Below are 22,480 nucleotides of genomic sequence, written 5' to 3' on the forward strand. Positions count from 1 at the left end.
TCGGAGGAGTAATACAATGGCAGTTGTTAAATGTAAACCGACATCTCCGGGTCGTCGCCACGTCGTTAAAGTGGTCAACCCAGAGCTGCACAAGGGCAAACCTTTTGCTCCGCTGGTTGAAAAAAACAGCAAATCCGGTGGTCGTAACAACAATGGCCGTATCACCACTCGTCACATCGGTGGTGGTCACAAGCAGGCTTACCGTATTGTTGACTTCAAACGCAACAAAGACGGTATCCCGGCAATTGTTGAACGTCTTGAGTACGATCCGAACCGCTCCGCGAACATCGCGCTGGTTCTGTACAAAGACGGCGAACGTCGTTACATCCTGGCCCCTAAAGGCCTGAAAGCTGGCGACCAGATTCAGTCTGGCGTTGATGCTGCAATCAAAGCAGGTAACACCCTGCCGATGCGCAATATCCCGGTTGGTTCTACCGTTCATAACGTAGAAATGAAACCAGGTAAAGGCGGTCAGCTGGCACGTTCCGCTGGTACTTACGTTCAGATCGTTGCTCGCGATGGTGCTTATGTCACCCTGCGTCTGCGTTCTGGTGAAATGCGTAAAGTCGAAGCAGAATGCCGTGCGACTCTGGGCGAAGTTGGCAATGCTGAGCATATGCTGCGCGTTCTGGGTAAAGCAGGTGCTGCACGCTGGCGTGGTGTTCGTCCTACCGTTCGCGGTACCGCGATGAACCCAGTCGACCACCCACATGGTGGTGGTGAAGGTCGTAACTTTGGTAAGCACCCGGTATCCCCGTGGGGCCTGCAGACCAAAGGTAAGAAGACCCGCAGCAACAAGCGTACTGATAAATTCATCGTACGTCGCCGTAGCAAATAATTTTAGAGGATAAGCCATGCCACGTTCTCTCAAGAAAGGTCCTTTTATTGACCTGCACTTGCTGAAGAAGGTAGAGAAAGCGGTGGAAAGCGGAGACAAGAAGCCCCTGCGCACTTGGTCCCGTCGTTCAACGATCTTTCCTAACATGATCGGTTTGACCATCGCTGTCCATAATGGTCGTCAGCACGTTCCAGTATTTGTAACCGACGAAATGGTTGGTCACAAACTGGGTGAATTCGCACCGACTCGTACTTATCGCGGCCACGCTGCTGATAAAAAAGCGAAGAAGAAATAAGGTAGGAGGAAGAGATGGAAACTTTAGCTCAACATCGCCATGCTCGTTCTTCTGCTCAGAAGGTTCGCCTTGTTGCTGACCTGATTCGCGGTAAGAAAGTGTCGCAGGCGCTGGAAATTCTGACCTACACCAATAAGAAAGCGGCTGTACTGGTCAAGAAAGTTCTGGAATCTGCCATTGCTAACGCTGAACACAACGATGGCGCTGACATTGATGATCTGAAAGTTACGAAAATTTTCGTAGACGAAGGCCCAAGCATGAAGCGCATTATGCCGCGTGCTAAAGGTCGTGCAGATCGCATCCTGAAGCGCACCAGCCACATCACTGTGGTTGTGTCCGATCGCTGAGACTCTGGAGACTAGCAATGGGTCAGAAAGTACATCCTAATGGTATTCGCCTGGGTATTGTAAAACCATGGAACTCTACTTGGTTTGCGAACACCAAAGAATTCGCTGACAACCTGGACAGCGATTTTAAAGTACGTCAGTACCTGACTAAGGAACTGGCTAAGGCGTCCGTATCTCGTATCGTTATCGAGCGTCCGGCTAAGAGCATCCGTGTGACCATTCACACTGCTCGTCCGGGCATCGTAATCGGTAAGAAAGGCGAAGACGTAGAAAAACTGCGCAAGGTCGTAGCGGATATCGCTGGCGTTCCTGCACAGATCAATATCGCTGAAGTTCGTAAGCCTGAACTGGACGCTAAATTGGTTGCTGACAGCATCACTTCACAGCTGGAACGTCGCGTTATGTTCCGTCGTGCTATGAAGCGTGCTGTACAGAACGCAATGCGTCTGGGCGCGAAGGGTATTAAAGTTGAAGTTAGCGGCCGTCTGGGCGGCGCGGAAATCGCACGTACCGAATGGTACCGCGAAGGTCGCGTACCTCTGCACACTCTGCGTGCTGACATCGACTACAACACCTCTGAAGCGCACACCACTTACGGTGTAATCGGCGTTAAGGTATGGATCTTCAAAGGTGAGATCCTGGGTGGTATGGCTGCTGTTGAACAACCGGAACCGGCTGCTCAACCTAAAAAGCAGCAGCGTAAAGGCCGTAAATAAGGAGCGTCGCTGATGTTACAACCAAAGCGTACAAAATTCCGTAAAGTGCACAAAGGCCGTAACCGCGGTCTGGCGCAGGGTACGGATGTTAGCTTCGGCAGCTTCGGCCTGAAAGCTGTTGGCCGTGGTCGTCTGACTGCACGTCAGATCGAAGCAGCACGTCGTGCAATGACCCGTGCAGTTAAGCGTCAAGGTAAGATCTGGATCCGTGTATTCCCGGACAAACCGATCACCGAGAAACCGCTGGCAGTGCGTATGGGTAAAGGTAAAGGTAACGTGGAGTATTGGGTTGCCTTGATCCAGCCGGGTAAAGTCCTGTATGAAATGGACGGTGTCCCGGAAGAGCTGGCCCGTGAAGCATTCGGCCTCGCTGCAGCGAAACTGCCGATCAAAACCACCTTTGTAACTAAGACGGTGATGTAATGAAAGCAAAAGAGCTGCGTGAAAAAAGCGTTGAAGAGCTGAACGCTGAGCTGCTGAACCTGCTGCGTGAGCAGTTCAACCTGCGCATGCAGGCTGCCAGTGGCCAGCTGCAACAGACTCACCTGCTGAAGCAGGTTCGTCGTGATGTTGCACGCGTTAAGACTTTACTGACTCAGAAGGCGGGTGCGTAATGACCGATAAAATCCGTACTCTGCAAGGTCGCGTAGTTAGCGCAAAAATGGAGAAATCCCTTGTTGTTGCTATCGAACGTATGGTGAAACACCCGGTATACGGCAAATTCATCAAACGTACGACCAAACTGCACGTACATGACGAGAACAACGAATGTGGTATCGGCGACAAGGTTGAAATCCGTGAATGCCGTCCACTGTCCAAGACTAAGTCCTGGACGCTGGTTCGCGTTGTAGAGAAAGCGGTTCTGTAATACAGTACTCGTTCTCGATACGAATAAACGGCTCAGCGATGAGCCGTTTATTTTTTCTACCCTTATCGTTGAAGCGGTGTTATAATGCCGCGCCCTCGATATGGGGCTTTTTAACGACCTGAATTCGGGTCTCAGTAGTAGTTGACATTAGCGGAGCACTAAAATGATCCAAGAACAGACTATGCTGAACGTCGCCGACAACTCCGGTGCACGTCGCGTAATGTGTATCAAGGTTCTGGGTGGCTCGCACCGTCGCTACGCAGGCGTAGGCGACATCATCAAGATCACCATCAAGGAAGCAATTCCACGTGGTAAGGTCAAAAAAGGTGATGTGCTGAAGGCGGTAGTGGTGCGCACCAAGAAGGGTGTTCGTCGCCCGGACGGTTCTGTCATTCGCTTCGATGGTAATGCATGCGTTATTTTAAACAATAACAGCGAGCAACCTATCGGTACGCGTATTTTTGGGCCGGTAACTCGTGAACTTCGTAACGAGAAGTTCATGAAAATTATCTCTCTGGCACCAGAAGTACTCTAAGGAGCGAATCATGGCAGCGAAAATCCGTCGTGATGACGAAGTTATCGTGTTAACCGGTAAAGATAAAGGTAAACGCGGTAAAGTTAAGAATGTCTTGTCTTCCGGCAAGGTTATCGTTGAAGGTATCAACCTGGTTAAGAAACACCAGAAGCCGGTTCCGGCTCTGAACCAACCAGGCGGCATTGTAGAGAAAGAAGCAGCTATTCAGATCTCTAACATTGCACTGTTCAACGCGGCTACCGGCAAGGCTGACCGTGTAGGCTTTAGATTCGAAGACGGCAAAAAAGTCCGTTTCTTCAAGTCTAATAGCGAAACTATCAAGTAATTTGGAGTAGTACGATGGCGAAACTGCATGATTACTACAAAGACGAAGTAGTCGCTAAACTCATGTCTGAGTTTAACTACAATTCTGTCATGCAAGTCCCTCGGGTCGAGAAGATCACCCTGAACATGGGTGTTGGTGAAGCGATCGCTGACAAGAAACTGCTGGATAACGCAGCAGCTGATCTGACAGCAATCTCCGGTCAAAAGCCGTTGATCACCAAAGCACGCAAATCAGTTGCAGGCTTCAAAATCCGTCAGGGCTATCCGATCGGCTGTAAAGTAACTCTGCGTGGCGAACGCATGTGGGAGTTCTTTGAGCGCCTGATCACTATTGCTGTACCACGTATCCGTGACTTCCGTGGCTTGTCCGCTAAGTCATTCGACGGCCGTGGTAACTACAGCATGGGTGTCCGTGAGCAGATCATCTTCCCAGAAATCGACTACGATAAAGTCGACCGCGTACGTGGTTTGGATATTACCATCACCACTACTGCGAAATCTGACGAAGAAGGCCGTGCTCTGCTGGCTGCCTTTGACTTCCCGTTCCGCAAGTAAGGTAGGGTTACTGAATGGCTAAGCAATCAATGAAAGCACGCGAAGTAAAGCGCGTAGCTTTAGCTGATAAATTCTTCGCTAAACGCGCTGAACTCAAAGCTATCATCTCTGATGTGAACGCAACCGACGAAGATCGTTGGAATGCTGTTCTGAAGCTGCAGTCTCTGCCGCGTGATTCCAGCCCGTCTCGTCAGCGTAAACGCTGCCGTCAAACTGGTCGTCCGCATGGCTATGTGGGCAAGTTCGGGTTGAGCCGTATCAAGCTTCGTGAAGCCGCTATGCGCGGTGAAGTACCAGGCTTGAAAAAGGCTAGCTGGTAATTACCAATTGAATCACGGGAGTAAAGACAGATGAGCATGCAAGATCCGATCGCGGATATGCTGACCCGTATCCGTAACGGTCAGGCCGCGAATAAAGCTGCGGTCACCATGCCTTCCTCCAAGCTGAAAGTGGCAATTGCCAACGTGCTGAAGGAAGAAGGTTTTATTGAAGATTTTAAAGTTGAAGGCGACACCAAGCCGGAACTGGAACTTACTCTTAAGTATTTCCAGGGTAAAGCTGTTGTAGAAAGCATTCAGCGTGTTAGTCGCCCAGGTCTGCGTATTTATAAGCGCAAAGACGAGCTGCCAAAAGTTATGGCTGGCATGGGTATCGCGGTTGTTTCTACCTCTAAAGGTGTTATGACTGATCGTGCAGCGCGCCAGGCTGGTCTTGGTGGCGAAATTATCTGCTACGTAGCCTAATCGGAGGAAAAAATGTCTCGTGTTGCTAAAGCACCGGTCGTTGTTCCTGCCGGCGTTGATGTAAAAATCAACGGTCAGGTTATTACGATCAAAGGTAAGAACGGCGAGCTGACTCGTACTCTCAACGATGCTGTTGAAGTTAAACAGGCAGATAATGCCCTGACCTTCGGTCCACGTGATGGTTACGTAGACGGCTGGGCTCAGGCTGGTACCGCGCGTGCCCTGCTGAACTCAATGGTTATCGGTGTTACCGAAGGCTTCACTAAAAAGCTTCAGCTGGTTGGTGTAGGTTATCGTGCAGCGATCAAAGGGAATGCAGTAAGCCTGTCTTTAGGCTTCTCTCACCCTGTTGAGCATCAGCTGCCTGCAGGTATTACTGCTGAATGTCCGACTCAAACTGAAATCGTGCTGAAAGGCGCTGATAAGCAGGTGATCGGTCAGGTAGCAGCTGATCTGCGCGCCTACCGTCGTCCTGAGCCTTATAAAGGCAAGGGTGTTCGTTACGCCGACGAAGTCGTGCGTACCAAAGAGGCTAAGAAGAAGTAAGGTAACACTATGGATAAGAAATCTGCTCGTATCCGTCGTGCGACCCGCGCACGCCGCAAGCTCCAGGAGCTGGGTGCAACTCGCCTGGTGGTACATCGTACCCCGCGTCATATTTACGCACAGGTCATTGCACCAAACGGTTCCGAAGTTCTGGTAGCTGCTTCTACTGTAGAAAAAGCTATCGCTGAACAACTGAAGTACACCGGTAACAAAGACGCTGCAGCAGCTGTGGGTAAAGCTGTCGCTGAACGCGCTCTGGAAAAAGGCATCAAAGATGTGTCCTTTGACCGTTCCGGGTTCCAATATCATGGTCGCGTCCAGGCACTGGCAGATGCTGCCCGTGAAGCTGGCCTTCAGTTCTAAGGTAGAGGTGTAAGATGGCTCACATCGAAAAACAAGCTGGCGAACTGCAGGAAAAGCTGATCGCGGTAAACCGCGTATCTAAAACCGTTAAAGGTGGTCGTATTTTCTCCTTCACAGCTCTGACTGTAGTTGGTGATGGTAACGGTCGCGTTGGTTTTGGTTACGGTAAAGCGCGTGAAGTTCCAGCAGCGATCCAGAAAGCGATGGAAAAAGCCCGTCGCAATATGATTAACGTCGCGCTGAATACCGGCACCCTGCAGCACCCAGTTAAGGGTACTCACACGGGTTCTCGTGTATTCATGCAGCCGGCTTCTGAAGGTACCGGTATCATCGCCGGTGGTGCAATGCGCGCCGTCCTGGAAGTCGCTGGGGTTCGTAACGTTCTGGCTAAAGCGTATGGTTCCACCAACCCGATTAACGTGGTTCGTGCAACTATCGACGGTCTGGAAAATATGAAATCTCCGGAAATGGTCGCTGCCAAGCGTGGTAAATCCGTTGAAGAAATTCTGGGGAAATAAACCATGGCAAAGACTATTAAAATTACTCAAACCCGCAGTGCAATCGGTCGTCTGCCGAAACACAAGGCAACGCTGCTTGGCCTGGGTCTGCGTCGTATTGGTCACACCGTAGAACGCGAGGATACTCCTGCTGTTCGTGGTATGGTCAACGCGGTTTACTTCATGGTTAAAGTTGAGGAGTAAGAGATGCGTTTAAATACTCTGTCTCCGGCCGAAGGCTCTAAAAAGGCGGGTCGCCGTCTGGGTCGTGGTATCGGTTCTGGCCTCGGCAAAACCGGCGGTCGTGGTCACAAAGGTCAGAAGTCTCGTTCTGGCGGTGGCGTACGTCGTGGTTTCGAGGGTGGCCAGATGCCACTGTACCGTCGTCTGCCGAAATTCGGCTTCACTTCTCGCAAATCAGCGATTACAGCGGAAGTTCGTCTGTCTGACCTGGCGAAAGTGGAAGGCGGTATTGTTGACCTGAACACGCTGAAAGCAGCTAACATTATCGGTATTCAGATCGAGTTCGCGAAAGTGATTCTGTCTGGTGAGGTTTCTACCCCGGTAACTGTTCGTGGCCTGCGTGTTACTAAAGGCGCTCGTGCTGCTATCGAAGCTGCTGGCGGTAAAATCGAGGAATAAGTAGCAGATGGCTAAACAACCGGGATTAGATTTTCAAAGTGCCAAAGGTGGCTTAGGCGAGCTGAAACGCAGACTGTTGTTTGTAATCGGTGCGCTTATTGTGTTCCGTATTGGCTCTTTTATTCCGATCCCTGGTATTGATGCCGCTGTACTTGCCAAACTGCTTGAGCAACAGCGAGGCACCATCATTGAAATGTTTAACATGTTCTCTGGTGGTGCTCTCAGCCGTGCTTCTATCTTTGCCCTGGGTATCATGCCGTATATTTCGGCATCGATTATTATCCAGCTGCTGACGGTGGTTCATCCAACGCTGGCAGAAATCAAGAAAGAAGGGGAGTCTGGTCGTCGTAAGATCAGCCAGTACACCCGTTACGGCACTCTGGTGCTGGCAATATTCCAGTCTATCGGTATTGCTACCGGTTTACCGAATATGCCTGGTATGCAGGGCCTGGTAATCAATCCAGGCTTTGCATTCTATTTCACCGCTGTTGTGAGTCTGGTTACAGGGACTATGTTCCTGATGTGGCTCGGCGAACAGATTACTGAGCGTGGTATCGGCAACGGTATCTCAATCATTATCTTCGCTGGTATCGTTGCGGGACTCCCGCCAGCCATTGCCCATACTATCGAGCAAGCGCGTCAAGGCGACCTGCACTTCCTCCTGTTGCTGTTGGTTGCAGTATTAGTATTTGCAGTGACGTTCTTTGTTGTATTCGTTGAACGTGGTCAACGCCGCATTGTGGTAAACTACGCAAAACGTCAGCAGGGTCGTCGTGTCTATGCTGCACAGAGCACACATTTACCGCTGAAAGTGAATATGGCCGGGGTAATCCCAGCAATCTTCGCTTCCAGTATTATTCTGTTCCCTGCGACCATCGCGTCATGGTTCGGGGGCGGTACCGGTTGGAACTGGCTGACAACAATTTCGCTGTATTTGCAGCCTGGGCAACCGCTTTATGTGTTACTCTATGCGTCTGCAATCATCTTCTTCTGTTTCTTCTACACGGCGTTGGTCTTCAACCCGCGTGAAACAGCAGATAACCTGAAGAAGTCCGGTGCATTTGTACCAGGAATTCGTCCGGGAGAGCAAACGGCGAAGTATATCGATAAAGTAATGACTCGCCTAACTCTCGTTGGTGCGTTGTATATTACTTTTATCTGCCTGATCCCGGAGTTCATGCGTGATGCAATGAAAGTGCCGTTCTACTTCGGTGGGACATCGCTACTGATCGTTGTTGTCGTGATTATGGACTTTATGGCTCAAGTGCAAACTCTGATGATGTCAAGTCAGTACGAGTCTGCATTGAAGAAGGCGAACCTCAAAGGCTATAGCCGCTAAAAGGTCGCCCGAGAAGTTACGGAGAGTAAAAATGAAAGTTCGTGCTTCCGTCAAGAAATTATGCCGTAACTGCAAAATCGTTAAGCGTGATGGTGTCATCCGTGTGATTTGCAGCGCCGAGCCAAAGCATAAACAGCGCCAAGGCTGATTTATTCGCATATTTTTCTTGCAAAGTTGGGTTGAGCTGGCTAGATTAGCCAGCCAATCTTTTGTATGTCTGTGCGTTTCCATTTGAGTATCCTGAAAACGGGCTTTTCAGCATGGTGCGTACATATTAAATAGTAGGAGTGCATAGTGGCCCGTATAGCAGGCATTAACATTCCTGATCAGAAACATGCTGTGATCGCGTTAACCTCGATCTATGGCGTCGGCAAGACCCGTTCTAAAGCCATCCTGGCTGCTGCGGGTATCGCTGAAAATGTTAAGATCAGTGAGCTGTCTGAAGGACAAATCGACACGCTGCGTGACGAAGTTGCCAAATTTGTCGTTGAAGGTGATCTGCGCCGTGAAATTAGCATGAGCATCAAGCGCCTGATGGATCTTGGTTGCTATCGCGGTTTGCGTCATCGTCGTGGTCTCCCGGTTCGCGGCCAGCGTACCAAGACCAACGCACGTACCCGTAAGGGTCCGCGCAAACCGATCAAGAAATAATCGGGGTGATTGAATAATGGCAAAGGCACCAGTTCGTGCACGTAAGCGTGTAAGAAAACAAGTCTCTGATGGCGTGGCTCATATCCATGCTTCTTTTAACAACACCATCGTAACTATTACCGATCGTCAGGGTAATGCGCTGGGTTGGGCAACAGCCGGTGGTTCCGGTTTCCGTGGTTCGCGTAAATCCACTCCGTTTGCAGCTCAGGTTGCAGCAGAGCGTTGCGCTGACGCCGTTAAAGAATACGGCATCAAGAATCTGGAAGTTATGGTTAAAGGTCCGGGTCCAGGCCGCGAATCTACTATTCGTGCTCTGAACGCCGCTGGTTTCCGCATCACTAATATTACTGATGTGACTCCGATCCCTCATAACGGTTGTCGTCCGCCGAAGAAACGTCGCGTATAACGCTTCGTTTTCCAGGTTTGTTGGAGAAAGAAAATGGCAAGATATTTGGGTCCTAAGCTCAAGCTGAGCCGTCGTGAGGGCACCGACTTATTCCTTAAGTCTGGCGTTCGCGCGATCGATACCAAGTGTAAAATTGAACAAGCTCCTGGCCAGCACGGTGCGCGTAAACCGCGTCTGTCTGACTATGGTGTGCAGTTGCGTGAAAAGCAAAAAGTTCGTCGTACCTACGGCGTGCTGGAGCGTCAGTTCCGTAACTATTACAAAGAAGCAGCACGTCTGAAAGGCAACACCGGTGAAAACCTGTTGGCTCTGCTGGAAGGTCGTCTGGACAACGTAGTATACCGTATGGGCTTTGGCGCCACTCGTGCAGAAGCACGTCAGCTGGTTAGCCATAAAGCAGTCATGGTAAACGGTCGTGTTGTTAACATCGCTTCTTATCAGGTTAAAGCGAATGACGTTGTTAGCATCCGTGAGAAAGCGAAAAAGCAATCTCGCGTTAAAGCCGCTCTGGAGCTGGCTGAACAGCGTGAAAAGCCAACCTGGCTGGAAGTTGATGCTGGCAAGATGGAAGGCACGTTCAAGCGTCAGCCTGAGCGTTCTGATCTGTCTGCGGACATTAACGAACACCTGATCGTCGAGCTTTACTCCAAGTAAAGCTTAGTACCAAAGAGAGGACACAATGCAGGGTTCTGTGACAGAGTTTCTAAAACCGCGCCTGGTAGATATCGAGCAAGTGAGTTCGACGCACGCCAAGGTGACCCTTGAGCCTTTAGAGCGTGGCTTTGGCCATACTCTGGGTAACGCACTGCGCCGTATTCTGCTCTCATCGATGCCGGGTTGCGCGGTGACCGAGGTTGAGATTGATGGTGTACTTCATGAGTACAGCACCAAAGAAGGCGTTCAGGAAGATATCCTTGAAATCCTGCTCAACCTGAAAGGGCTGGCGGTGAGAGTTCAGGGTAAAGATGAAGTTATTCTTACCTTGAATAAATCTGGCATTGGCCCTGTGACCGCAGCCGATATCACCCATGATGGGGATGTCGAAATCGTCAAGCCGCAGCACGTGATCTGCCACCTGACCGATGAGAACGCAGCTATCAGCATGCGTATCAAAGTTCAGCGCGGTCGCGGTTATGTGCCGGCTTCTGCCCGAATTCATTCGGAAGAAGATGAGCGCCCGATCGGACGTCTGTTGGTCGACGCATGCTACAGCCCTGTAGAGCGTATTGCCTACAATGTTGAAGCAGCGCGTGTAGAACAGCGTACCGACCTGGACAAGCTGGTCATCGAAATGGAAACCAACGGCACAATCGATCCTGAAGAGGCGATTCGTCGTGCGGCAACCATCCTGGCAGAACAACTGGAAGCTTTCGTTGACTTACGTGATGTACGTCAGCCGGAAGTGAAAGAAGAGAAACCAGAATTCGATCCGATCCTGCTGCGCCCTGTTGACGATCTGGAATTGACTGTCCGCTCTGCTAACTGCCTCAAGGCAGAAGCTATCCACTATATCGGTGATCTGGTACAGCGTACCGAGGTTGAGCTTCTTAAGACGCCTAACCTGGGTAAAAAATCTCTTACTGAGATTAAAGACGTGCTGGCCTCACGTGGTCTTTCTCTGGGCATGCGCCTGGAAAATTGGCCGCCGGCAAGCATTGCTGACGAGTAACCGGATCACAGGTTAAGGTTTTACTGAGAAGGATAAGGTCATGCGCCATCGTAAGAGTGGTCGTCAACTGAACCGCAACAGCAGCCATCGCCAGGCTATGTTCCGCAACATGGCAGGTTCACTGGTTCGTCATGAAATCATCAAGACGACCCTGCCTAAAGCGAAAGAACTGCGTCGCGTAGTTGAGCCGCTGATTACTCTTGCCAAGACTGATAGCGTTGCTAATCGTCGTCTGGCATTCGCCCGTACTCGTGATAACGAGATCGTGGCAAAACTGTTTAACGAACTGGGCCCGCGTTTCGCGAGCCGTACCGGTGGTTACACTCGCATTCTGAAGTGTGGCTTCCGTGCAGGCGACAACGCGCCGATGGCTTACATCGAGCTGGTTGATCGTTCAGAATCGAAAGCAGAAGCAGCTGCAGAGTAATCTGTAGTAAAGTAAAAAAACCCGCCTCGGCGGGTTTTTTTATATCCCCATCATCCCCACCCTTCTACAATAGTCGTATCTTTTCTGTTCATTTCTCCGGAGTAGGTGCATGTGGTTACTGGATCAATGGGCCGAACGCCATATTACCGACGCGCAGCGCAAAGGTGAGTTTGATAACCTGCCTGGTCAGGGTGAACCACTGATACTAGATGATGATTCAGCCGTACCCGAAGCGTTGCGTTCTGGCTATCGGTTGTTGAAGAATGCGGGGTGTTTGCCTCCAGAACTTGAGCAGCGTAAGCAGGCCGTTGAATTAGCGGATTTGCTGAAAGGCATTCGTCGGGAAGATGAGAGATACCAGGAACTGAGCCGTCGACTGGCGCTGATGGAACTGAAGTTGCAGCAAGCAGGATTAAGCACTGATTTTCTGCGCGGTGACTACGCCGATAAGCTGATGAGTAAAATAAACGAGGAGTAGCTATGTACCGCATTGGCGAATTGTCAAAGCTTGCCGGCGTGACACCGGATACCGTGCGCTATTATGAAAAGCAGCAGATGATGAGTCATGATATTCGTACTGAAGGCGGGTTTCGCCTTTATACGACAGACGATCTTCAGCGTTTGAAGTTTATTCGCTATGCTCGACAGTTGGGGTTCACCCTTGAGTCGATCCGTGAATTACTTTCGATCCGCGTTGATCCCGCTCACCACACCTGCCAGGAATCAAAAGGGATCGTGCAGGCTCGTTTGAGCGAAGTGGAGTCCCGCATTGAAGAACTTCAGGCAATGCAGCGCGCGCTGAAACAGCTTAATGATGCCTGCTGCGGGACTGCGCATAGCAGCCAGCACTGTTCTATCCTCGGGATTCTGGAAGAAGGGGCGGGAGCATCGTAAAATGCGAGTTGAGTGTTTACATAATTAGATCTACACTCGCCGCGTAATAAACACACAATCAGGAGATGTTATGAGCCGCTATCAACACACAAAGGGGCAGATTAAAGACAATGCCATCGAAGCCCTATTACATGACCCACTGTTTCGTCAGCGCGTAGAGAAAAATAAGAAAGGGAAAGGTAGCTATCTGCGGAAAGAAAAACACGGTAAGGGGTATGGGCGGGAGGCCAGTGGCAAACAAGCGATGCGCTTTTTTACCACTGGCTTTCTGCTTTCTGTAGCCTGATTAAGAACGGTTGTTCTGTTCTTTCAGCAGGTCACGAATTTCAGACAGCAGCACTTCTTCTTTGGTTGGTGCAGGAGCAGCAGCTGGCTCCTCTTTCTTACGGTTAAGCTTGTTGATCAGTTTTATCGCCATAAAGATGGCGAAGGCAACAATCACAAAATCGAAGATGTTCTGGATGAACACACCGTAGTGCATGACCACTGCCGGTACATCACCTTGCGCATCGCGCAGCGTTACCGCGAACTGTTTGAAATCAATCCCACCAATGAGTAGCCCCAGCGGCGGCATGATGATGTCCGCAACTAATGACGATACAATCTTGCCAAACGCTGCACCAATAATGACACCCACTGCCAAATCGACAACATTTCCTCGCATCGCGAATTCGCGAAACTCTTTAATAATGCTCATTTTATTCTCCCTTGTGCTAGCTGACGTTTATAAGTTTAACAAATGTTTATCTATTTTCCATTGGTGATAATAAATATGGCGGTATTAATTAACCCATAAATAATAGCGGGTTAATAAAAAAGGCGCTCTATTGAGCGCCTTTGGGGAATTAAAGGAAGAAGGGACTTGGCTGGAACAACCGTTCCACGTCCGAAATATATTTTTTATCGGTCAGGAACATAATCACGTGGTCGCCTTGCTCAATGCGTAAATTGTCATTAGCAATCATCACATCATTTCCGCGTACCACTGCACCAATAATCGTACCCGGCGGTAGTTTAATTTCATCGATGACGCGGCCCACAACACGTGAAGTACTTTCATCACCGTGCGCGACGGCCTCGATGGCTTCGGCAACGCCGCGGCGCAGAGACGAGACGCCCACAATATCCGCTTTACGCACGTGGCTCAGCAGTGCGGAAATCGTCGCCTGCTGCGGGGAGATCGCAATATCGATAACGCTACCCTGTACCAGATCAACGTAGGCTTTTCGCTGAATGAGCACCATCACTTTCTTGGCGCCCATCCGCTTGGCCAACATCGCTGACATAATATTGGCTTCATCATCATTGGTGACGGCAATAAACAGATCAACTTGATCGATATGCTCTTCCGCCAGCAATTCTTGATCCGATGCATCGCCAAAGAAAACGATCGTATTCTGCAGCTTTTCAGCAAGCTCCGCCGCACGCTGTTGATTACGTTCAATCAACTTCACGCTGTAATCTTTTTCCAGCTGGCGCGCCAGGCCTGCACCGATGTTCCCGCCGCCGACCAGCATAATGCGCTTGTACGGTTTCTCCAGACGCTGAAGCTCGCTCATTACCGCCCGAATATGCTGTGATGCGGCAATAAAGAAGACTTCATCCCCGGCCTCAACGATCGTTGAGCCCTGCGGGCGAATGGGACGATCGTGACGGAAAATAGCGGCTACGCGGGTATCGATATGCGGCATATGTTCGCGCATAGTCGAGAGCGCATTACCCACCAGAGGCCCGCCGTAGTAGGCTTTAACTACTGCCAGGCTTACCTTTCCTTCGGCAAAGTTCACCACCTGCAGCGCACCCGGATACTCAATCAGTCGATAGATGTTATCGATGACCAGCTGCTCTGGCGCAATCAGGTGATCGATAGGCACGGCATCGCTGTGGAACAGTTTCTCCGCATCGCGCACATAGTCCGGCGAACGGATACGGGCAATACGGTTTGGCGTGTTGAACAGCGAGTAGGCCACCTGGCAGGCAACCATGTTGGTTTCATCTGAACTAGTCACCGCGACGAGCATGTCGGCATCATCGGCACCCGCTTCGCGCAGTACCCGGGGATGAGAAGCGTGACCCTGGACAACGCGCAGGTCGAATTTGTCCTGCAGGCTGCGCAGACGCTCGCCGTTAGTATCGACGATTGTGATGTCGTTATTTTCCCCGACCAGGTTTTCCGCCAGCGTGCCGCCAACCTGCCCGGCACCCAGAATGATAATTTTCATCAGTTGCGACCCGTTATCTCATCACTTCTTGATTAGCTTAGCGTAGAAGAAACCATCGCCTTCTTCTGCACCCGGTAAATTCTGTTGACCCGGCTTTTCAGGCGTTCCTGTTTCGCTGAGCACGGCATCCGGTGTCCGCGCCAGGAACGCGGCAATCTGCTGCTGGTTCTCTTCTGGCAGGATAGAGCAGGTTGCATAAACTAACGTACCGCCCGACTTCAGGTGAGCCCAGGTGGCGTTGAGAATTTCAGCCTGTAGCTGAGCCAGCTCAGGGATATCGCGGTCGCGGCGCAGCCACTTGATGTCCGGGTGACGACGAATAACCCCGGTGGCGGAGCAGGGTGCATCCAGCAGGATACGATCGAACAGCTGCTCGCCGCACCATTGCTCTGGATAGCGACCATCGCCCTGTTTAACGGTCGCTTTCATACCCAGGCGCTTAAGATTGTCGTAAACACGTGACAGGCGCTTTTCATCAACATCAACGGCCAGCACGTCAGCCTGCGGTGCGACTTCGAGAATATGCGTGGTCTTGCCCCCAGGCGCGCAGCACAGGTCCAGGATCTGTTCACCGTTCTCCGGCAGCAGGTAACGCATGCAACCCTGAGCGGATGCATCCTGTACGGTAACCCAACCCTGTTCGAAGCCTGGCAACGCTAATACTGACGCCGGTGTTTCCAGACGCACGGCATCTGGATAATCCGGGTGCGGGAAACCGGTCATGCCTGCTTCCGTCAGTAAGTCTAACCAGGCATCGCGGGTATGGTGGTTACGGTTGACGCGTAGCCACATTGGCGGGCGTTGGTTGTTGGCCTCAAGAATGGCTTCCCACTGTAGCGGATAGGCATTCTTGATGCGTTTCACCAGCCAGGATGGGTGCAGAAAACGCAGTTCGCTTTGGGAAAATTCAGACAGCAGCTCTTCCTGACGACGTTGAAACTGGCGTAATACCCCGTTGATCAGCCCTTTGAGCTGAGGACGTTTGATGACCACGGCACCTTCAACGGTTTCGGCCAGCGCGGCGTGTGGGGGAATGCGGGTATGCAGCAATTGATAGAAGCCAACCATAATCAGATAGTGAACGGTGCGCTGCTTCCCCGTCATCGGGCGCTCCATCAGCTGTTGAATCATCCATTCCAACTGAGAAAGTGTGCGCAGCACGCCGAAGCACAGCTCTTGCAATAGTGCTTTATCTTTATCGGCCACTTTTTGCTGCAATGCAGGCAGCACATTGCTTAACGACTGGCCTTTTTCAACGACCTGTTCCACGGCCTGCGCCGCCATACTGCGTAAATTAAGATGTTTTTTCATAACCGCAAAAATAAAAATGCCCGGAGACTCCGGGCTTTAAAAGGTATGAACCGTCAAAGCAGACGGTTACCGGGAATGAACCACTCCCGGCGTGAATTCAGCAGATCCTGTGCGCTCATCGCTTTCTTACCCGCAGGTTGCAGCGAAATAAGATTGAGGATTCCGTCTCCGGTAGCGACCTGAATCCCCTGGCGAGTTGCTTCCAGGATGGTACCAGGTTCGGCGCCGGCAGGTTTATCAATCACCGTTGCCTGCCAGATTTTTACTGGCTGCTCGTCAATGACGATGTAGCTCATTGGCCACGGGTTGAAAGCACGGATGCAGCGCTCGAGCTGTGTTGCACTGAGCATCCAGTCAACAAGCGCTTCTTCTTTGCTAAGTTTCTCAGCGTAGCTGACCAGCGCTTCATCCTGCACTTCAGGTTTAGCGGTACCGGTCGCCAGGAGATGCAACGTATGCAGCAGCCCCTGAGGGCCCAGTTCGGCCAGCTTATTGTAGAGGCTAGCGCTGGTATCTTCAGCGGTAATCGGGCAGGAGAGCTTGTGCAGCATATCCCCCGTATCCAGACCTACATCCATCTGCATGATGGTGACGCCGGTTTCGCTATCACCCGCCCACAGCGAACGCTGAATCGGTGCGGCGCCGCGCCAGCGCGGAAGTAGAGACCCATGAACGTTGATGCAGCCGAGACGTGGCATAGCCAGCACTGCTTTTGGCAGGATAAGCCCGTAGGCGACCACGACCATTACGTCGGCCTGCAGGTCAGCGACCAGCTTCTGGTTTTCTTCAGGGCGCAGTGAAACCGGCTGAAAGACCGGAATGCCTTTCTCTTCCGCCAGTACTTTGACTGGGCTTGGCATCAGTTTCTTACCGCGACCGGCAGGACGATCTGGCTGGGTAAATACGCCAACGACCTGGTGCTCAGACGACAACAGCGCGTCGAGATGACGCGCTGCAAAGTCAGGGGTACCCGCAAAAATAATACGTAGTGAATCTGACACGTTAATCCTTATCCTTAGGCACGCGCGTTCAGGCGATCCAGTTTCTCAACTTTCTGACGAATACGTTGCTGTTTTAACGGAGAAAGGTAATCGATAAATAGTTTGCCAACTAAGTGGTCCATCTCATGCTGGATGCAGATAGCCAATAGACCATCGGCTTCAAGCTCGAATGGCTTACCGTTACGATCGACAGCACGGATTTTTACGTGTTCGGCACGTGGAACCAGCGCGCGCTGTTCAGGAATGGACAGACAGCCTTCTTCAATCCCGGTGTCGCCGTCTTTTTCCAGCAACTCAGGGTTGATTAGCACCAGCTGTTCGTCACGATTTTCGGAAACATCAATGACGATAATGCGTTGATGAATATCGACCTGCGTTGCCGCCAGGCCAATACCTTCCTCGGCGTACATTGTCTCGAACATATCGTCGACAATTCGCTGAATTTCTTCATTTACTTCTTTGACCGGTGCGGCGACTTTGCGAAGACGCTCGTCCGGGATATGTAATACTTGCAAAACTGCCATAAATATCCAGAGTTCTGTTCAGGAGTAGGAAAGATTATTACCTCTATTCTAGACAAAACCCCCTCTAATTGACAGCATCAGTGACCAATCGCAAGGATTGCTGATGCCGCATGTGGCAAGGGGGAAAGGATGTCGCCAGAAGAGATCGCCTTCCGGCTGGTGAAGGTAAATGATTTGTATGGCGATGAGATGCTGCATGCGCTTTGCACGCTTCGCCAGGAAAGTGATATCACTCGCCAGACGCTCTGTGCGTTAGGGTTTAGCATTAAGCAGGCCGAACGATTTTTTGCGCTAACGCAGACCGAGATAGAGGCCAATCAGCGCTGGCTGGACATACCGGGTAGCCACCTTTTACTCGCCGGCTCTCCTTATTATCCAGAACCGCTTCGTGCTATCCGGGATTATCCCGCCGTGCTGTATGTACGCGGCGATCTCACATTATTACGCTCCTCGCAGCTTGCGGTCGTCGGTAGCCGTCATCATTCACACTATGGCGAACGGTGGGGGCGGTACTTTTGTGAGGCGCTGGCACGGCAGGGTGTGACCATTACCAGTGGTCTGGCATTGGGTATTGATGGTGTGGCGCATCGTAGCGCCCTGCAGGTGGAGGGAAAGACCATCGCCATTCTGGGCAGCGGCCTGGATCATATTTATCCCCATCGACACCGAGCGCTAGCCGAGCAGATTGTAGAACATGGCGGGGCGCTGGTTTCTGAGTTTCCGTTAAGTGCCGCGCCTGCGCCGTATCACTTCCCCCGTCGTAACCGCATCATCAGCGGTCTGAGTCGTGGCGTCCTGGTGGTGGAGGCCGCGCTACGCAGCGGCTCGTTAGTGACAGCGAGGTGCGCACTCGAGCAAGGGCGAGAGGTGTTTGCGATACCCGGCCCGCTGGGAAATCCTGGCATGGAAGGGCCGCACTGGCTTATCAAGCAGGGGGCGATAGTGGTGACGGAACCTGAGGATATTCTGGCGCTTTTTCCTGGATTAAACAGACATTTGTCCGAACCGCCCGAAATGATAAATAATTGTGCAGATAAGGAATGTGTAGCATTGCCATTTCCTGAGCTCCTGGCTAACGTAGGAGATGAGGTAACACCTGTTGACGTCGTCGCTGAACGTGCCGGCCAACCTGTGCCAGTGACCGTGGCTCAGCTACTTGAACTGGAGTTAGCAGGGTGGATCGCAGCTGTACCCGGCGGCTATGTCCGATTAAGGAGGGCAGGCCATGTTCGACGTACTAATGTATTTGTTTGAGACCTACATCCATACAGAAACAGACATGCGCGTGGATCAGGACAAACTGACTCGGGATCTTACCGATGCAGGGTTCGAACGTGAAGATATCTTCAACGCGCTAATATGGCTGGAAAAGCTCGCCGACTATCAGGAAGGCCTCGTAGAACCGATGCAGCTTGCGTCCGACCCTCTCTCCGTGCGTATTTTTACCGAGGAAGAGAGCCAACGACTGGATGCCAGTTGCCGGGGATTCCTGTTATTCCTTGAGCAGATTCAGGTGCTGAACCTCGAAACGCGGGAAATGGTGATTGAACGCGTCATGGCGTTGGATACTGCAGAGTTTGAGCTGGAAGAGCTGAAGTGGGTCATTTTGATGGTTCTGTTCAATCTTCCGGGCTGCGAAAACGCCTATCAACAAATGGAAGAATTACTCTTCGAGACGAATGAAGGTATGCTGCACTAATTCATTTTGTGGCATCAAGAGTTGTTATGGTCAAATCTGCACTGTTTTCGGTGCCTAAAAACGAGCCCTGCCCGCAGTGCGGGGCTGAACTGGTTATACGGTCCGGTAAGCACGGGCCGTTTCTGGGCTGTTCCCATTATCCGGAATGCGATTATGTTCGCCCCCTGAAAAGCCAGGCGGACGGGCATATCGTTAAAATTCTGGAGGGTCAGTCGTGTCCAGAGTGTGGTGCCGTACTGGTGTTGCGCCAGGGGCGCTTTGGCATGTTCATTGGATGCAGCCAGTATCCTGAATGTGAACACACTGAGGTTATTGATAAACCAGATGAAACGGCAATCGTCTGTCCCGCGTGTCAGCAAGGGCACCTGGTGCAGCGCCGTTCTCGCTTTGGTAAAAACTTCCATTCCTGCGATCGCTATCCGGAATGCCAGTTCGTCATTAACTTCACTCCGGTAGCGGGGGAGTGCCCCGAGTGCCATTACCCGCTGCTTATCGAAAAGAAAACGGCGCAGGGCGTAAAACGCTTTTGTGCCAGCAAACAATGTGGAAAGCCGGTACCGGCGAAACAAATCAGTGAATAAAAACCTGCCATCAGAGGCCGTACAGCGTGCGGTTGTCGCTCTGAACAATAAAGAAGTCATCGCTTATCCAACCGAAGCCGTATTTGGCGTTGGTTGCGATCCCGACAGTGAAGAAGCCGTCATGAGCCTGCTGGCGTTGAAACAGCGCCCGGTAGAGAAAGGATTAATCCTGATCGCCGCAAGCTTTGATCAGCTTAAACCTTATATTGACGACAGCATGCTGACCGAAGCGCAGCGCGCCACTGTGTTTGCGCGTTGGCCGGGCCCGGTGACTTTCGTCTTCCCGGCGAAATCAACCACGCCAGGTTGGTTAACCGGTCGTTTTAGCTCGTTGGCCGTTCGTGTCACGGATCACCCAGTGGTGATTGCACTCTGTGAGGCCTACGGTAAACCGTTGGTTTCTACCAGCGCAAACCTGACCGGTCTGCCGCCGTGCCGGACCACCGCCGAAGTGCTTGCGCAGTTTGGTGATGATTTCCCGGTGGTTGATGCGCCGACCGGGGGGCGACTGAATCCATCTGAAATACTTGATGCCCTGACGGGCGAACGTTTTCGCCAGGGGTAAACCGTGGAAAGCTACGTTGTTTTTGGTAACCCGATTGCGCACAGCAAATCGCCGTTCATTCATCAGCAGTTTGCCGAACAGTTGAGTATCGCCCACCCCTATGGGCGTATGCTGGCGCCGCTGGACGGTTTCGTCGATACGCTAAACGCCTTCTTCCAGCAGGGCGGAAAAGGGGCCAATGTCACGGTGCCTTTTAAAGAAGAGGCGTTTGCCCGCGCGGATGAGCTGACGGAACGCGCTGCGCTAGCAGGGGCGGTCAACACGCTTAAACGTCTTAATGATGGGCGAATTCTCGGCGATAACACCGATGGTATTGGCCTGCTGAGCGATCTGGAACGCCTGGGGCTGATTAAGCCTGGCTATCGTGTACTGCTGATTGGCGCAGGTGGGGCTGCCCGTGGTGTGCTGCTGCCATTACTCTCTTTGGACTGTAATGTGACGCTGACCAACCGTACGCATGCTCGTGCCCAAACATTAGCGGAGCTGTTCCGTCATACTGGTAGCGTCAATGCCATCCCAATGGCCGCGCTTTCCGGACACGAATTCGATCTCATCATAAATGCAACTTCCAGCGGCATTGCCGGAGAAACGCCACCAATCCCCGAGTCGCTGATTAACCACCATGTTTGCTGCTATGACATGTTCTATCAGAAAGGTGATACCGCATTTCTCGCATGGTGTGCCGAGCACGGCGCTAAACGCTATGCTGATGGGCTCGGTATGCTGGTGGGTCAGGCTGCTCATGCGGTATTACTGTGGCACGGGATTCTGCCGGATGTCGAACCGGTGATTGCATCGCTAAAACGCGAGCTGGGTGTATGAACCAGGCGATCCAATTTCCCGAGCGTGAAGAGTGGCGTGAGGACGTGGAGGCCGTTTGTTTCCCTGCACTGGTGAACGGCATGCAGCTAACGTGCGCGCTCAGGGCTGAGGTCATAGTGCGCCGCTTTGGTGGCGAGACACCTCAACAGTGGCTCTCGCTGTTTTGCGAAAATCGCTGGGATCTGGAAGAGGAAGCCAGCGATCTTATTCGTGAACAGCAGGAAGATAATCAGGGTTGGGTTTGGTTGTCCTGATCCAGATAGTCGTCTTTCCACTTCACATAGTTATTGGCCGAATAGCGTAACCCTTCCAGTTCGGCCTCTTTCAACGGACGAACCTGTTTCACCGGACTGCCAAGATAAAGATAACCACTTTCCAGACGCTTATGTTGCGGGACCAGGCTACCGGCACCAATCATCACATCGTCTTCTACGACGACACCGTCCAGTAAGATAGAACCCATACCAACCAGTACGCGATTGCCTATAGTGCAGCCGTGCAACATGACCTTATGTCCGACCGTCACATCCTCACCAACGATCAGCGGATTGCCTTCTGGGTTTTTCGCTGATTTATGCGTGACGTGAAGAACGCTGCCATCCTGGATATTACTGCGGGCGCCAATCTGAATGTAGTTAACATCACCGCGTGCAGCTACCAGTGGCCAGATGCTGACATCATCGGCTAGACGAACGTCGCCAACGATCACGCTAGAGTCGTCGATCATCACGCGATCGCCGATGACGGGGAATAAATCTTTATAGCGACGTAAAACGGCAGACATGTTTACCTCTTTAAAACGGTGTCATGGTGAGATTTCTTCCCATTATCGGCCCAAATTGGCTGTTTCTCATCTCAAAAATTAAGCAAATTGCACACTTACGACGCAAAAAGCGTGAAAAAGCGACACTTAGAAAAAAAAGTGAGAAAAGGGGTTGTGCGAAAAACAAAGTTCCCTATAATGCGCACCCACTGAGACGGCAAACGTGAATCACTTCACACTAACTAGCTGGTTCAGTTGAAGAGAAAAACCTGAAAATGAGGGTTGACTCTGAAAGAGGAAAGCGTAATATACGCCACCTCGCAACAGTGAGCGAAAG

General features: G+C 51.6%; 39 protein-coding genes. 33 read left to right on the forward strand and 6 right to left on the reverse strand.

The features are described 5' to 3' along the window. The first annotated feature begins 16 nt into the window (after positions 1-16). From rplB to V6944_RS05915, 27 genes are all read left to right on the forward strand, one after another. Entirely contained in the window at positions 17-838 is an 822-nt protein-coding gene (gene rplB / locus V6944_RS05785) for a 50S ribosomal protein L2 (RefSeq protein ID WP_035894977.1), read from the forward strand. A 16-nt stretch (positions 839-854) separates the two neighbouring features. Next, the gene (gene rpsS, locus V6944_RS05790) at positions 855-1,133 is read left to right on the forward strand and encodes a 30S ribosomal protein S19 (RefSeq protein ID WP_001138117.1); all 279 of its coding nucleotides are present in this window, start codon (positions 855-857) and stop codon (positions 1,131-1,133) included. Between the two features lie 14 nt (positions 1,134-1,147). Further along, entirely contained in the window at positions 1,148-1,480 is a 333-nt protein-coding gene (gene rplV / locus V6944_RS05795; protein WP_035894978.1) for a 50S ribosomal protein L22, read from the forward strand. Positions 1,481-1,497: 17 nt separating this feature from the next. Then, on the forward strand, positions 1,498-2,196 hold the full coding sequence (rpsC, locus tag V6944_RS05800) for a 30S ribosomal protein S3 (RefSeq protein ID WP_006817277.1): 699 nt from the start codon (positions 1,498-1,500) through the stop codon (positions 2,194-2,196). A 12-nt stretch (positions 2,197-2,208) separates the two neighbouring features. Then, complete coding sequence (gene rplP, locus V6944_RS05805; protein ID WP_035894979.1) at positions 2,209-2,619, forward strand: 50S ribosomal protein L16; 411 nt, start codon at positions 2,209-2,211, stop codon at positions 2,617-2,619. After that, on the forward strand, positions 2,619-2,810 hold the full coding sequence (gene rpmC / locus V6944_RS05810) for a 50S ribosomal protein L29 (protein ID WP_002919754.1): 192 nt from the start codon (positions 2,619-2,621) through the stop codon (positions 2,808-2,810). The genes rplP and rpmC overlap by 1 nt, the downstream gene beginning before the upstream one ends. After that, on the forward strand, positions 2,810-3,064 hold the full coding sequence (gene rpsQ, locus V6944_RS05815; RefSeq protein ID WP_333498227.1) for a 30S ribosomal protein S17: 255 nt from the start codon (positions 2,810-2,812) through the stop codon (positions 3,062-3,064). The genes rpmC and rpsQ overlap by 1 nt, the downstream gene beginning before the upstream one ends. A gap of 163 nt (positions 3,065-3,227) precedes the next feature. After that, on the forward strand, positions 3,228-3,599 hold the full coding sequence (gene rplN / locus V6944_RS05820) for a 50S ribosomal protein L14 (RefSeq protein WP_000613954.1): 372 nt from the start codon (positions 3,228-3,230) through the stop codon (positions 3,597-3,599). Positions 3,600-3,609: 10 nt separating this feature from the next. Then, positions 3,610-3,924, forward strand: a complete 315-nt coding sequence (gene rplX / locus V6944_RS05825) for a 50S ribosomal protein L24 (protein ID WP_035894981.1) — start codon at positions 3,610-3,612, stop codon at positions 3,922-3,924. 14 nt (positions 3,925-3,938) lie between these two features. Beyond that, positions 3,939-4,478: a 50S ribosomal protein L5 gene (gene rplE, locus V6944_RS05830; RefSeq protein WP_064541635.1), complete on the forward strand. Its 540-nt coding sequence runs from the start codon at positions 3,939-3,941 to the stop codon at positions 4,476-4,478. 14 nt (positions 4,479-4,492) lie between these two features. Next, positions 4,493-4,798, forward strand: coding sequence for a 30S ribosomal protein S14 (rpsN, locus tag V6944_RS05835; protein ID WP_035894983.1), 306 nt, complete (start codon positions 4,493-4,495; stop codon positions 4,796-4,798). A gap of 30 nt (positions 4,799-4,828) precedes the next feature. Next, a complete protein-coding gene (rpsH, locus tag V6944_RS05840; protein WP_003031127.1) occupies positions 4,829-5,221 on the forward strand; it encodes a 30S ribosomal protein S8 in 393 nt (130 codons plus the stop codon). A gap of 12 nt (positions 5,222-5,233) precedes the next feature. Next, entirely contained in the window at positions 5,234-5,767 is a 534-nt protein-coding gene (gene rplF / locus V6944_RS05845) for a 50S ribosomal protein L6 (protein ID WP_185668951.1), read from the forward strand. 9 nt (positions 5,768-5,776) lie between these two features. Next, a complete protein-coding gene (gene rplR, locus V6944_RS05850) occupies positions 5,777-6,130 on the forward strand; it encodes a 50S ribosomal protein L18 (protein ID WP_000358960.1) in 354 nt (117 codons plus the stop codon). A gap of 14 nt (positions 6,131-6,144) precedes the next feature. Further along, the gene (gene rpsE / locus V6944_RS05855; RefSeq protein ID WP_015962744.1) at positions 6,145-6,648 is read left to right on the forward strand and encodes a 30S ribosomal protein S5; all 504 of its coding nucleotides are present in this window, start codon (positions 6,145-6,147) and stop codon (positions 6,646-6,648) included. A gap of 3 nt (positions 6,649-6,651) precedes the next feature. Continuing rightward, complete coding sequence (gene rpmD / locus V6944_RS05860) at positions 6,652-6,831, forward strand: 50S ribosomal protein L30 (protein ID WP_003863301.1); 180 nt, start codon at positions 6,652-6,654, stop codon at positions 6,829-6,831. A 3-nt stretch (positions 6,832-6,834) separates the two neighbouring features. After that, positions 6,835-7,269 (forward strand): 50S ribosomal protein L15, encoded by a 435-nt coding sequence (gene rplO, locus V6944_RS05865; protein WP_035894986.1) that lies wholly within the window; start codon positions 6,835-6,837, stop codon positions 7,267-7,269. A 7-nt stretch (positions 7,270-7,276) separates the two neighbouring features. Then, positions 7,277-8,608, forward strand: a complete 1,332-nt coding sequence (gene secY / locus V6944_RS05870; protein ID WP_035894987.1) for a preprotein translocase subunit SecY — start codon at positions 7,277-7,279, stop codon at positions 8,606-8,608. Between the two features lie 31 nt (positions 8,609-8,639). Then, the gene (gene rpmJ / locus V6944_RS05875; RefSeq protein WP_000868187.1) at positions 8,640-8,756 is read left to right on the forward strand and encodes a 50S ribosomal protein L36; all 117 of its coding nucleotides are present in this window, start codon (positions 8,640-8,642) and stop codon (positions 8,754-8,756) included. 146 nt (positions 8,757-8,902) lie between these two features. Beyond that, a complete protein-coding gene (rpsM, locus tag V6944_RS05880; RefSeq protein ID WP_013364454.1) occupies positions 8,903-9,259 on the forward strand; it encodes a 30S ribosomal protein S13 in 357 nt (118 codons plus the stop codon). Positions 9,260-9,275: 16 nt separating this feature from the next. Continuing rightward, positions 9,276-9,665 (forward strand): 30S ribosomal protein S11, encoded by a 390-nt coding sequence (gene rpsK, locus V6944_RS05885; RefSeq protein ID WP_001029758.1) that lies wholly within the window; start codon positions 9,276-9,278, stop codon positions 9,663-9,665. A 33-nt stretch (positions 9,666-9,698) separates the two neighbouring features. Next, positions 9,699-10,319, forward strand: coding sequence for a 30S ribosomal protein S4 (rpsD, locus tag V6944_RS05890; protein WP_185668950.1), 621 nt, complete (start codon positions 9,699-9,701; stop codon positions 10,317-10,319). Between the two features lie 25 nt (positions 10,320-10,344). After that, complete coding sequence (locus V6944_RS05895) at positions 10,345-11,334, forward strand: DNA-directed RNA polymerase subunit alpha (protein ID WP_002919219.1); 990 nt, start codon at positions 10,345-10,347, stop codon at positions 11,332-11,334. 40 nt (positions 11,335-11,374) lie between these two features. Further along, entirely contained in the window at positions 11,375-11,761 is a 387-nt protein-coding gene (rplQ, locus tag V6944_RS05900; RefSeq protein ID WP_035894993.1) for a 50S ribosomal protein L17, read from the forward strand. 109 nt (positions 11,762-11,870) lie between these two features. After that, positions 11,871-12,239 carry a DUF1992 domain-containing protein gene (locus tag V6944_RS05905; protein ID WP_333498228.1) on the forward strand — a complete coding sequence of 123 codons (369 nt, stop codon included), beginning with the start codon at positions 11,871-11,873 and terminating at the stop codon, positions 12,237-12,239. A gap of 2 nt (positions 12,240-12,241) precedes the next feature. Then, entirely contained in the window at positions 12,242-12,655 is a 414-nt protein-coding gene (gene zntR, locus V6944_RS05910) for a Zn(2+)-responsive transcriptional regulator (RefSeq protein WP_333498229.1), read from the forward strand. A 70-nt stretch (positions 12,656-12,725) separates the two neighbouring features. Beyond that, positions 12,726-12,941, forward strand: coding sequence for an alternative ribosome-rescue factor A (locus V6944_RS05915; RefSeq protein ID WP_333498230.1), 216 nt, complete (start codon positions 12,726-12,728; stop codon positions 12,939-12,941). Here V6944_RS05915 and mscL read toward each other — a convergent pair whose 3' ends face one another. The 5 genes from mscL to def all read right to left on the reverse strand — a co-directional run bounded on the left by mscL (position 12,942) and on the right by def (position 17,713). Beyond that, positions 12,942-13,352 carry a large-conductance mechanosensitive channel protein MscL gene (gene mscL, locus V6944_RS05920; protein ID WP_185668947.1) on the reverse strand — a complete coding sequence of 137 codons (411 nt, stop codon included), beginning with the start codon at positions 13,350-13,352 and terminating at the stop codon, positions 12,942-12,944. Positions 13,353-13,500: 148 nt separating this feature from the next. Beyond that, positions 13,501-14,877, reverse strand: a complete 1,377-nt coding sequence (trkA, locus tag V6944_RS05925; RefSeq protein WP_035895001.1) for a Trk system potassium transporter TrkA — start codon at positions 14,875-14,877, stop codon at positions 13,501-13,503. A gap of 21 nt (positions 14,878-14,898) precedes the next feature. After that, complete coding sequence (gene rsmB / locus V6944_RS05930; protein ID WP_333498231.1) at positions 14,899-16,188, reverse strand: 16S rRNA (cytosine(967)-C(5))-methyltransferase RsmB; 1,290 nt, start codon at positions 16,186-16,188, stop codon at positions 14,899-14,901. 53 nt (positions 16,189-16,241) lie between these two features. Continuing rightward, entirely contained in the window at positions 16,242-17,189 is a 948-nt protein-coding gene (gene fmt / locus V6944_RS05935; RefSeq protein ID WP_333498232.1) for a methionyl-tRNA formyltransferase, read from the reverse strand. A 14-nt stretch (positions 17,190-17,203) separates the two neighbouring features. After that, positions 17,204-17,713 carry a peptide deformylase gene (gene def / locus V6944_RS05940; protein WP_333498233.1) on the reverse strand — a complete coding sequence of 170 codons (510 nt, stop codon included), beginning with the start codon at positions 17,711-17,713 and terminating at the stop codon, positions 17,204-17,206. 129 nt (positions 17,714-17,842) lie between these two features. Between def and dprA the strand changes: the two genes are divergently transcribed. Genes dprA through V6944_RS05970 form a run of 6 tightly spaced genes read left to right on the forward strand, consistent with a single transcriptional unit; the run spans position 17,843 to position 21,634 of the window. Continuing rightward, positions 17,843-18,967, forward strand: a complete 1,125-nt coding sequence (gene dprA, locus V6944_RS05945) for a DNA-protecting protein DprA (protein ID WP_333498234.1) — start codon at positions 17,843-17,845, stop codon at positions 18,965-18,967. After that, positions 18,939-19,412 carry a DUF494 family protein Smg gene (gene smg / locus V6944_RS05950; protein ID WP_123650834.1) on the forward strand — a complete coding sequence of 158 codons (474 nt, stop codon included), beginning with the start codon at positions 18,939-18,941 and terminating at the stop codon, positions 19,410-19,412. The genes dprA and smg overlap by 29 nt, the downstream gene beginning before the upstream one ends. Positions 19,413-19,438: 26 nt before the next feature. Then, positions 19,439-19,993, forward strand: a complete 555-nt coding sequence (locus V6944_RS05955; protein ID WP_333498235.1) for a DNA topoisomerase family protein — start codon at positions 19,439-19,441, stop codon at positions 19,991-19,993. Beyond that, a complete protein-coding gene (tsaC, locus tag V6944_RS05960; RefSeq protein WP_185668941.1) occupies positions 19,986-20,558 on the forward strand; it encodes an L-threonylcarbamoyladenylate synthase type 1 TsaC in 573 nt (190 codons plus the stop codon). The genes V6944_RS05955 and tsaC overlap by 8 nt, the downstream gene beginning before the upstream one ends. 3 nt (positions 20,559-20,561) lie before the next feature. Next, on the forward strand, positions 20,562-21,380 hold the full coding sequence (gene aroE, locus V6944_RS05965; protein WP_333498236.1) for a shikimate dehydrogenase: 819 nt from the start codon (positions 20,562-20,564) through the stop codon (positions 21,378-21,380). Beyond that, positions 21,377-21,634 carry a DUF1488 domain-containing protein gene (locus V6944_RS05970; protein ID WP_333498237.1) on the forward strand — a complete coding sequence of 86 codons (258 nt, stop codon included), beginning with the start codon at positions 21,377-21,379 and terminating at the stop codon, positions 21,632-21,634. Before aroE ends, V6944_RS05970 begins: the two co-directional genes overlap by 4 nt. Here V6944_RS05970 and V6944_RS05975 read toward each other — a convergent pair. After that, positions 21,610-22,164: a gamma carbonic anhydrase family protein gene (locus V6944_RS05975; protein ID WP_333498238.1), complete on the reverse strand. Its 555-nt coding sequence runs from the start codon at positions 22,162-22,164 to the stop codon at positions 21,610-21,612. The two genes, V6944_RS05970 and V6944_RS05975, sit on opposite strands and share 25 nt — an antisense overlap. Positions 22,165-22,480 lie beyond the last annotated feature (316 nt).

The organism is Kluyvera sp. CHPC 1.2972 (assembly GCF_036759925.1).
In the GTDB taxonomy this organism is placed as follows: domain Bacteria; phylum Pseudomonadota; class Gammaproteobacteria; order Enterobacterales; family Enterobacteriaceae; genus Kluyvera.

Excerpts from the sequence above, each read along its gene's own strand:
- rplB (WP_035894977.1), top strand. The coding sequence starts at position 17 with ATGGCAGTTGTTAAATGTAAACCGACATCTCCGGGTCGTCGCCACGTC.
- rpsS (WP_001138117.1), top strand. The coding sequence starts at position 855 with ATGCCACGTTCTCTCAAGAAAGGTCCTTTTATTGACCTGCACTTGCTG.
- rplV (WP_035894978.1), top strand. The coding sequence starts at position 1,148 with ATGGAAACTTTAGCTCAACATCGCCATGCTCGTTCTTCTGCTCAGAAG.
- rpsC (WP_006817277.1), top strand. The coding sequence starts at position 1,498 with ATGGGTCAGAAAGTACATCCTAATGGTATTCGCCTGGGTATTGTAAAA.
- rplP (WP_035894979.1), top strand. The coding sequence starts at position 2,209 with ATGTTACAACCAAAGCGTACAAAATTCCGTAAAGTGCACAAAGGCCGT.
- rpmC (WP_002919754.1), top strand. The coding sequence starts at position 2,619 with ATGAAAGCAAAAGAGCTGCGTGAAAAAAGCGTTGAAGAGCTGAACGCT.
- rpsQ (WP_333498227.1), top strand. The coding sequence starts at position 2,810 with ATGACCGATAAAATCCGTACTCTGCAAGGTCGCGTAGTTAGCGCAAAA.
- rplN (WP_000613954.1), top strand. The coding sequence starts at position 3,228 with ATGATCCAAGAACAGACTATGCTGAACGTCGCCGACAACTCCGGTGCA.
- rplX (WP_035894981.1), top strand. The coding sequence starts at position 3,610 with ATGGCAGCGAAAATCCGTCGTGATGACGAAGTTATCGTGTTAACCGGT.
- rplE (WP_064541635.1), top strand. The coding sequence starts at position 3,939 with ATGGCGAAACTGCATGATTACTACAAAGACGAAGTAGTCGCTAAACTC.
- rpsN (WP_035894983.1), top strand. The coding sequence starts at position 4,493 with ATGGCTAAGCAATCAATGAAAGCACGCGAAGTAAAGCGCGTAGCTTTA.
- rpsH (WP_003031127.1), top strand. The coding sequence starts at position 4,829 with ATGAGCATGCAAGATCCGATCGCGGATATGCTGACCCGTATCCGTAAC.
- rplF (WP_185668951.1), top strand. The coding sequence starts at position 5,234 with ATGTCTCGTGTTGCTAAAGCACCGGTCGTTGTTCCTGCCGGCGTTGAT.
- rplR (WP_000358960.1), top strand. The coding sequence starts at position 5,777 with ATGGATAAGAAATCTGCTCGTATCCGTCGTGCGACCCGCGCACGCCGC.
- rpsE (WP_015962744.1), top strand. The coding sequence starts at position 6,145 with ATGGCTCACATCGAAAAACAAGCTGGCGAACTGCAGGAAAAGCTGATC.
- rpmD (WP_003863301.1), top strand. The coding sequence starts at position 6,652 with ATGGCAAAGACTATTAAAATTACTCAAACCCGCAGTGCAATCGGTCGT.
- rplO (WP_035894986.1), top strand. The coding sequence starts at position 6,835 with ATGCGTTTAAATACTCTGTCTCCGGCCGAAGGCTCTAAAAAGGCGGGT.
- secY (WP_035894987.1), top strand. The coding sequence starts at position 7,277 with ATGGCTAAACAACCGGGATTAGATTTTCAAAGTGCCAAAGGTGGCTTA.
- rpmJ (WP_000868187.1), top strand. The coding sequence starts at position 8,640 with ATGAAAGTTCGTGCTTCCGTCAAGAAATTATGCCGTAACTGCAAAATC.
- rpsK (WP_001029758.1), top strand. The coding sequence starts at position 9,276 with ATGGCAAAGGCACCAGTTCGTGCACGTAAGCGTGTAAGAAAACAAGTC.
- rpsD (WP_185668950.1), top strand. The coding sequence starts at position 9,699 with ATGGCAAGATATTTGGGTCCTAAGCTCAAGCTGAGCCGTCGTGAGGGC.
- V6944_RS05895 (WP_002919219.1), top strand. The coding sequence starts at position 10,345 with ATGCAGGGTTCTGTGACAGAGTTTCTAAAACCGCGCCTGGTAGATATC.
- rplQ (WP_035894993.1), top strand. The coding sequence starts at position 11,375 with ATGCGCCATCGTAAGAGTGGTCGTCAACTGAACCGCAACAGCAGCCAT.
- V6944_RS05905 (WP_333498228.1), top strand. The coding sequence starts at position 11,871 with ATGTGGTTACTGGATCAATGGGCCGAACGCCATATTACCGACGCGCAG.
- zntR (WP_333498229.1), top strand. The coding sequence starts at position 12,242 with ATGTACCGCATTGGCGAATTGTCAAAGCTTGCCGGCGTGACACCGGAT.
- V6944_RS05915 (WP_333498230.1), top strand. The coding sequence starts at position 12,726 with ATGAGCCGCTATCAACACACAAAGGGGCAGATTAAAGACAATGCCATC.
- mscL (WP_185668947.1), bottom strand. The coding sequence starts at position 13,352 with ATGAGCATTATTAAAGAGTTTCGCGAATTCGCGATGCGAGGAAATGTT.
- trkA (WP_035895001.1), bottom strand. The coding sequence starts at position 14,877 with ATGAAAATTATCATTCTGGGTGCCGGGCAGGTTGGCGGCACGCTGGCG.
- rsmB (WP_333498231.1), bottom strand. The coding sequence starts at position 16,188 with ATGAAAAAACATCTTAATTTACGCAGTATGGCGGCGCAGGCCGTGGAA.
- def (WP_333498233.1), bottom strand. The coding sequence starts at position 17,713 with ATGGCAGTTTTGCAAGTATTACATATCCCGGACGAGCGTCTTCGCAAA.
- dprA (WP_333498234.1), top strand. The coding sequence starts at position 17,843 with ATGTCGCCAGAAGAGATCGCCTTCCGGCTGGTGAAGGTAAATGATTTG.
- smg (WP_123650834.1), top strand. The coding sequence starts at position 18,939 with ATGTTCGACGTACTAATGTATTTGTTTGAGACCTACATCCATACAGAA.
- V6944_RS05955 (WP_333498235.1), top strand. The coding sequence starts at position 19,439 with ATGGTCAAATCTGCACTGTTTTCGGTGCCTAAAAACGAGCCCTGCCCG.
- V6944_RS05970 (WP_333498237.1), top strand. The coding sequence starts at position 21,377 with ATGAACCAGGCGATCCAATTTCCCGAGCGTGAAGAGTGGCGTGAGGAC.
- V6944_RS05975 (WP_333498238.1), bottom strand. The coding sequence starts at position 22,164 with ATGTCTGCCGTTTTACGTCGCTATAAAGATTTATTCCCCGTCATCGGC.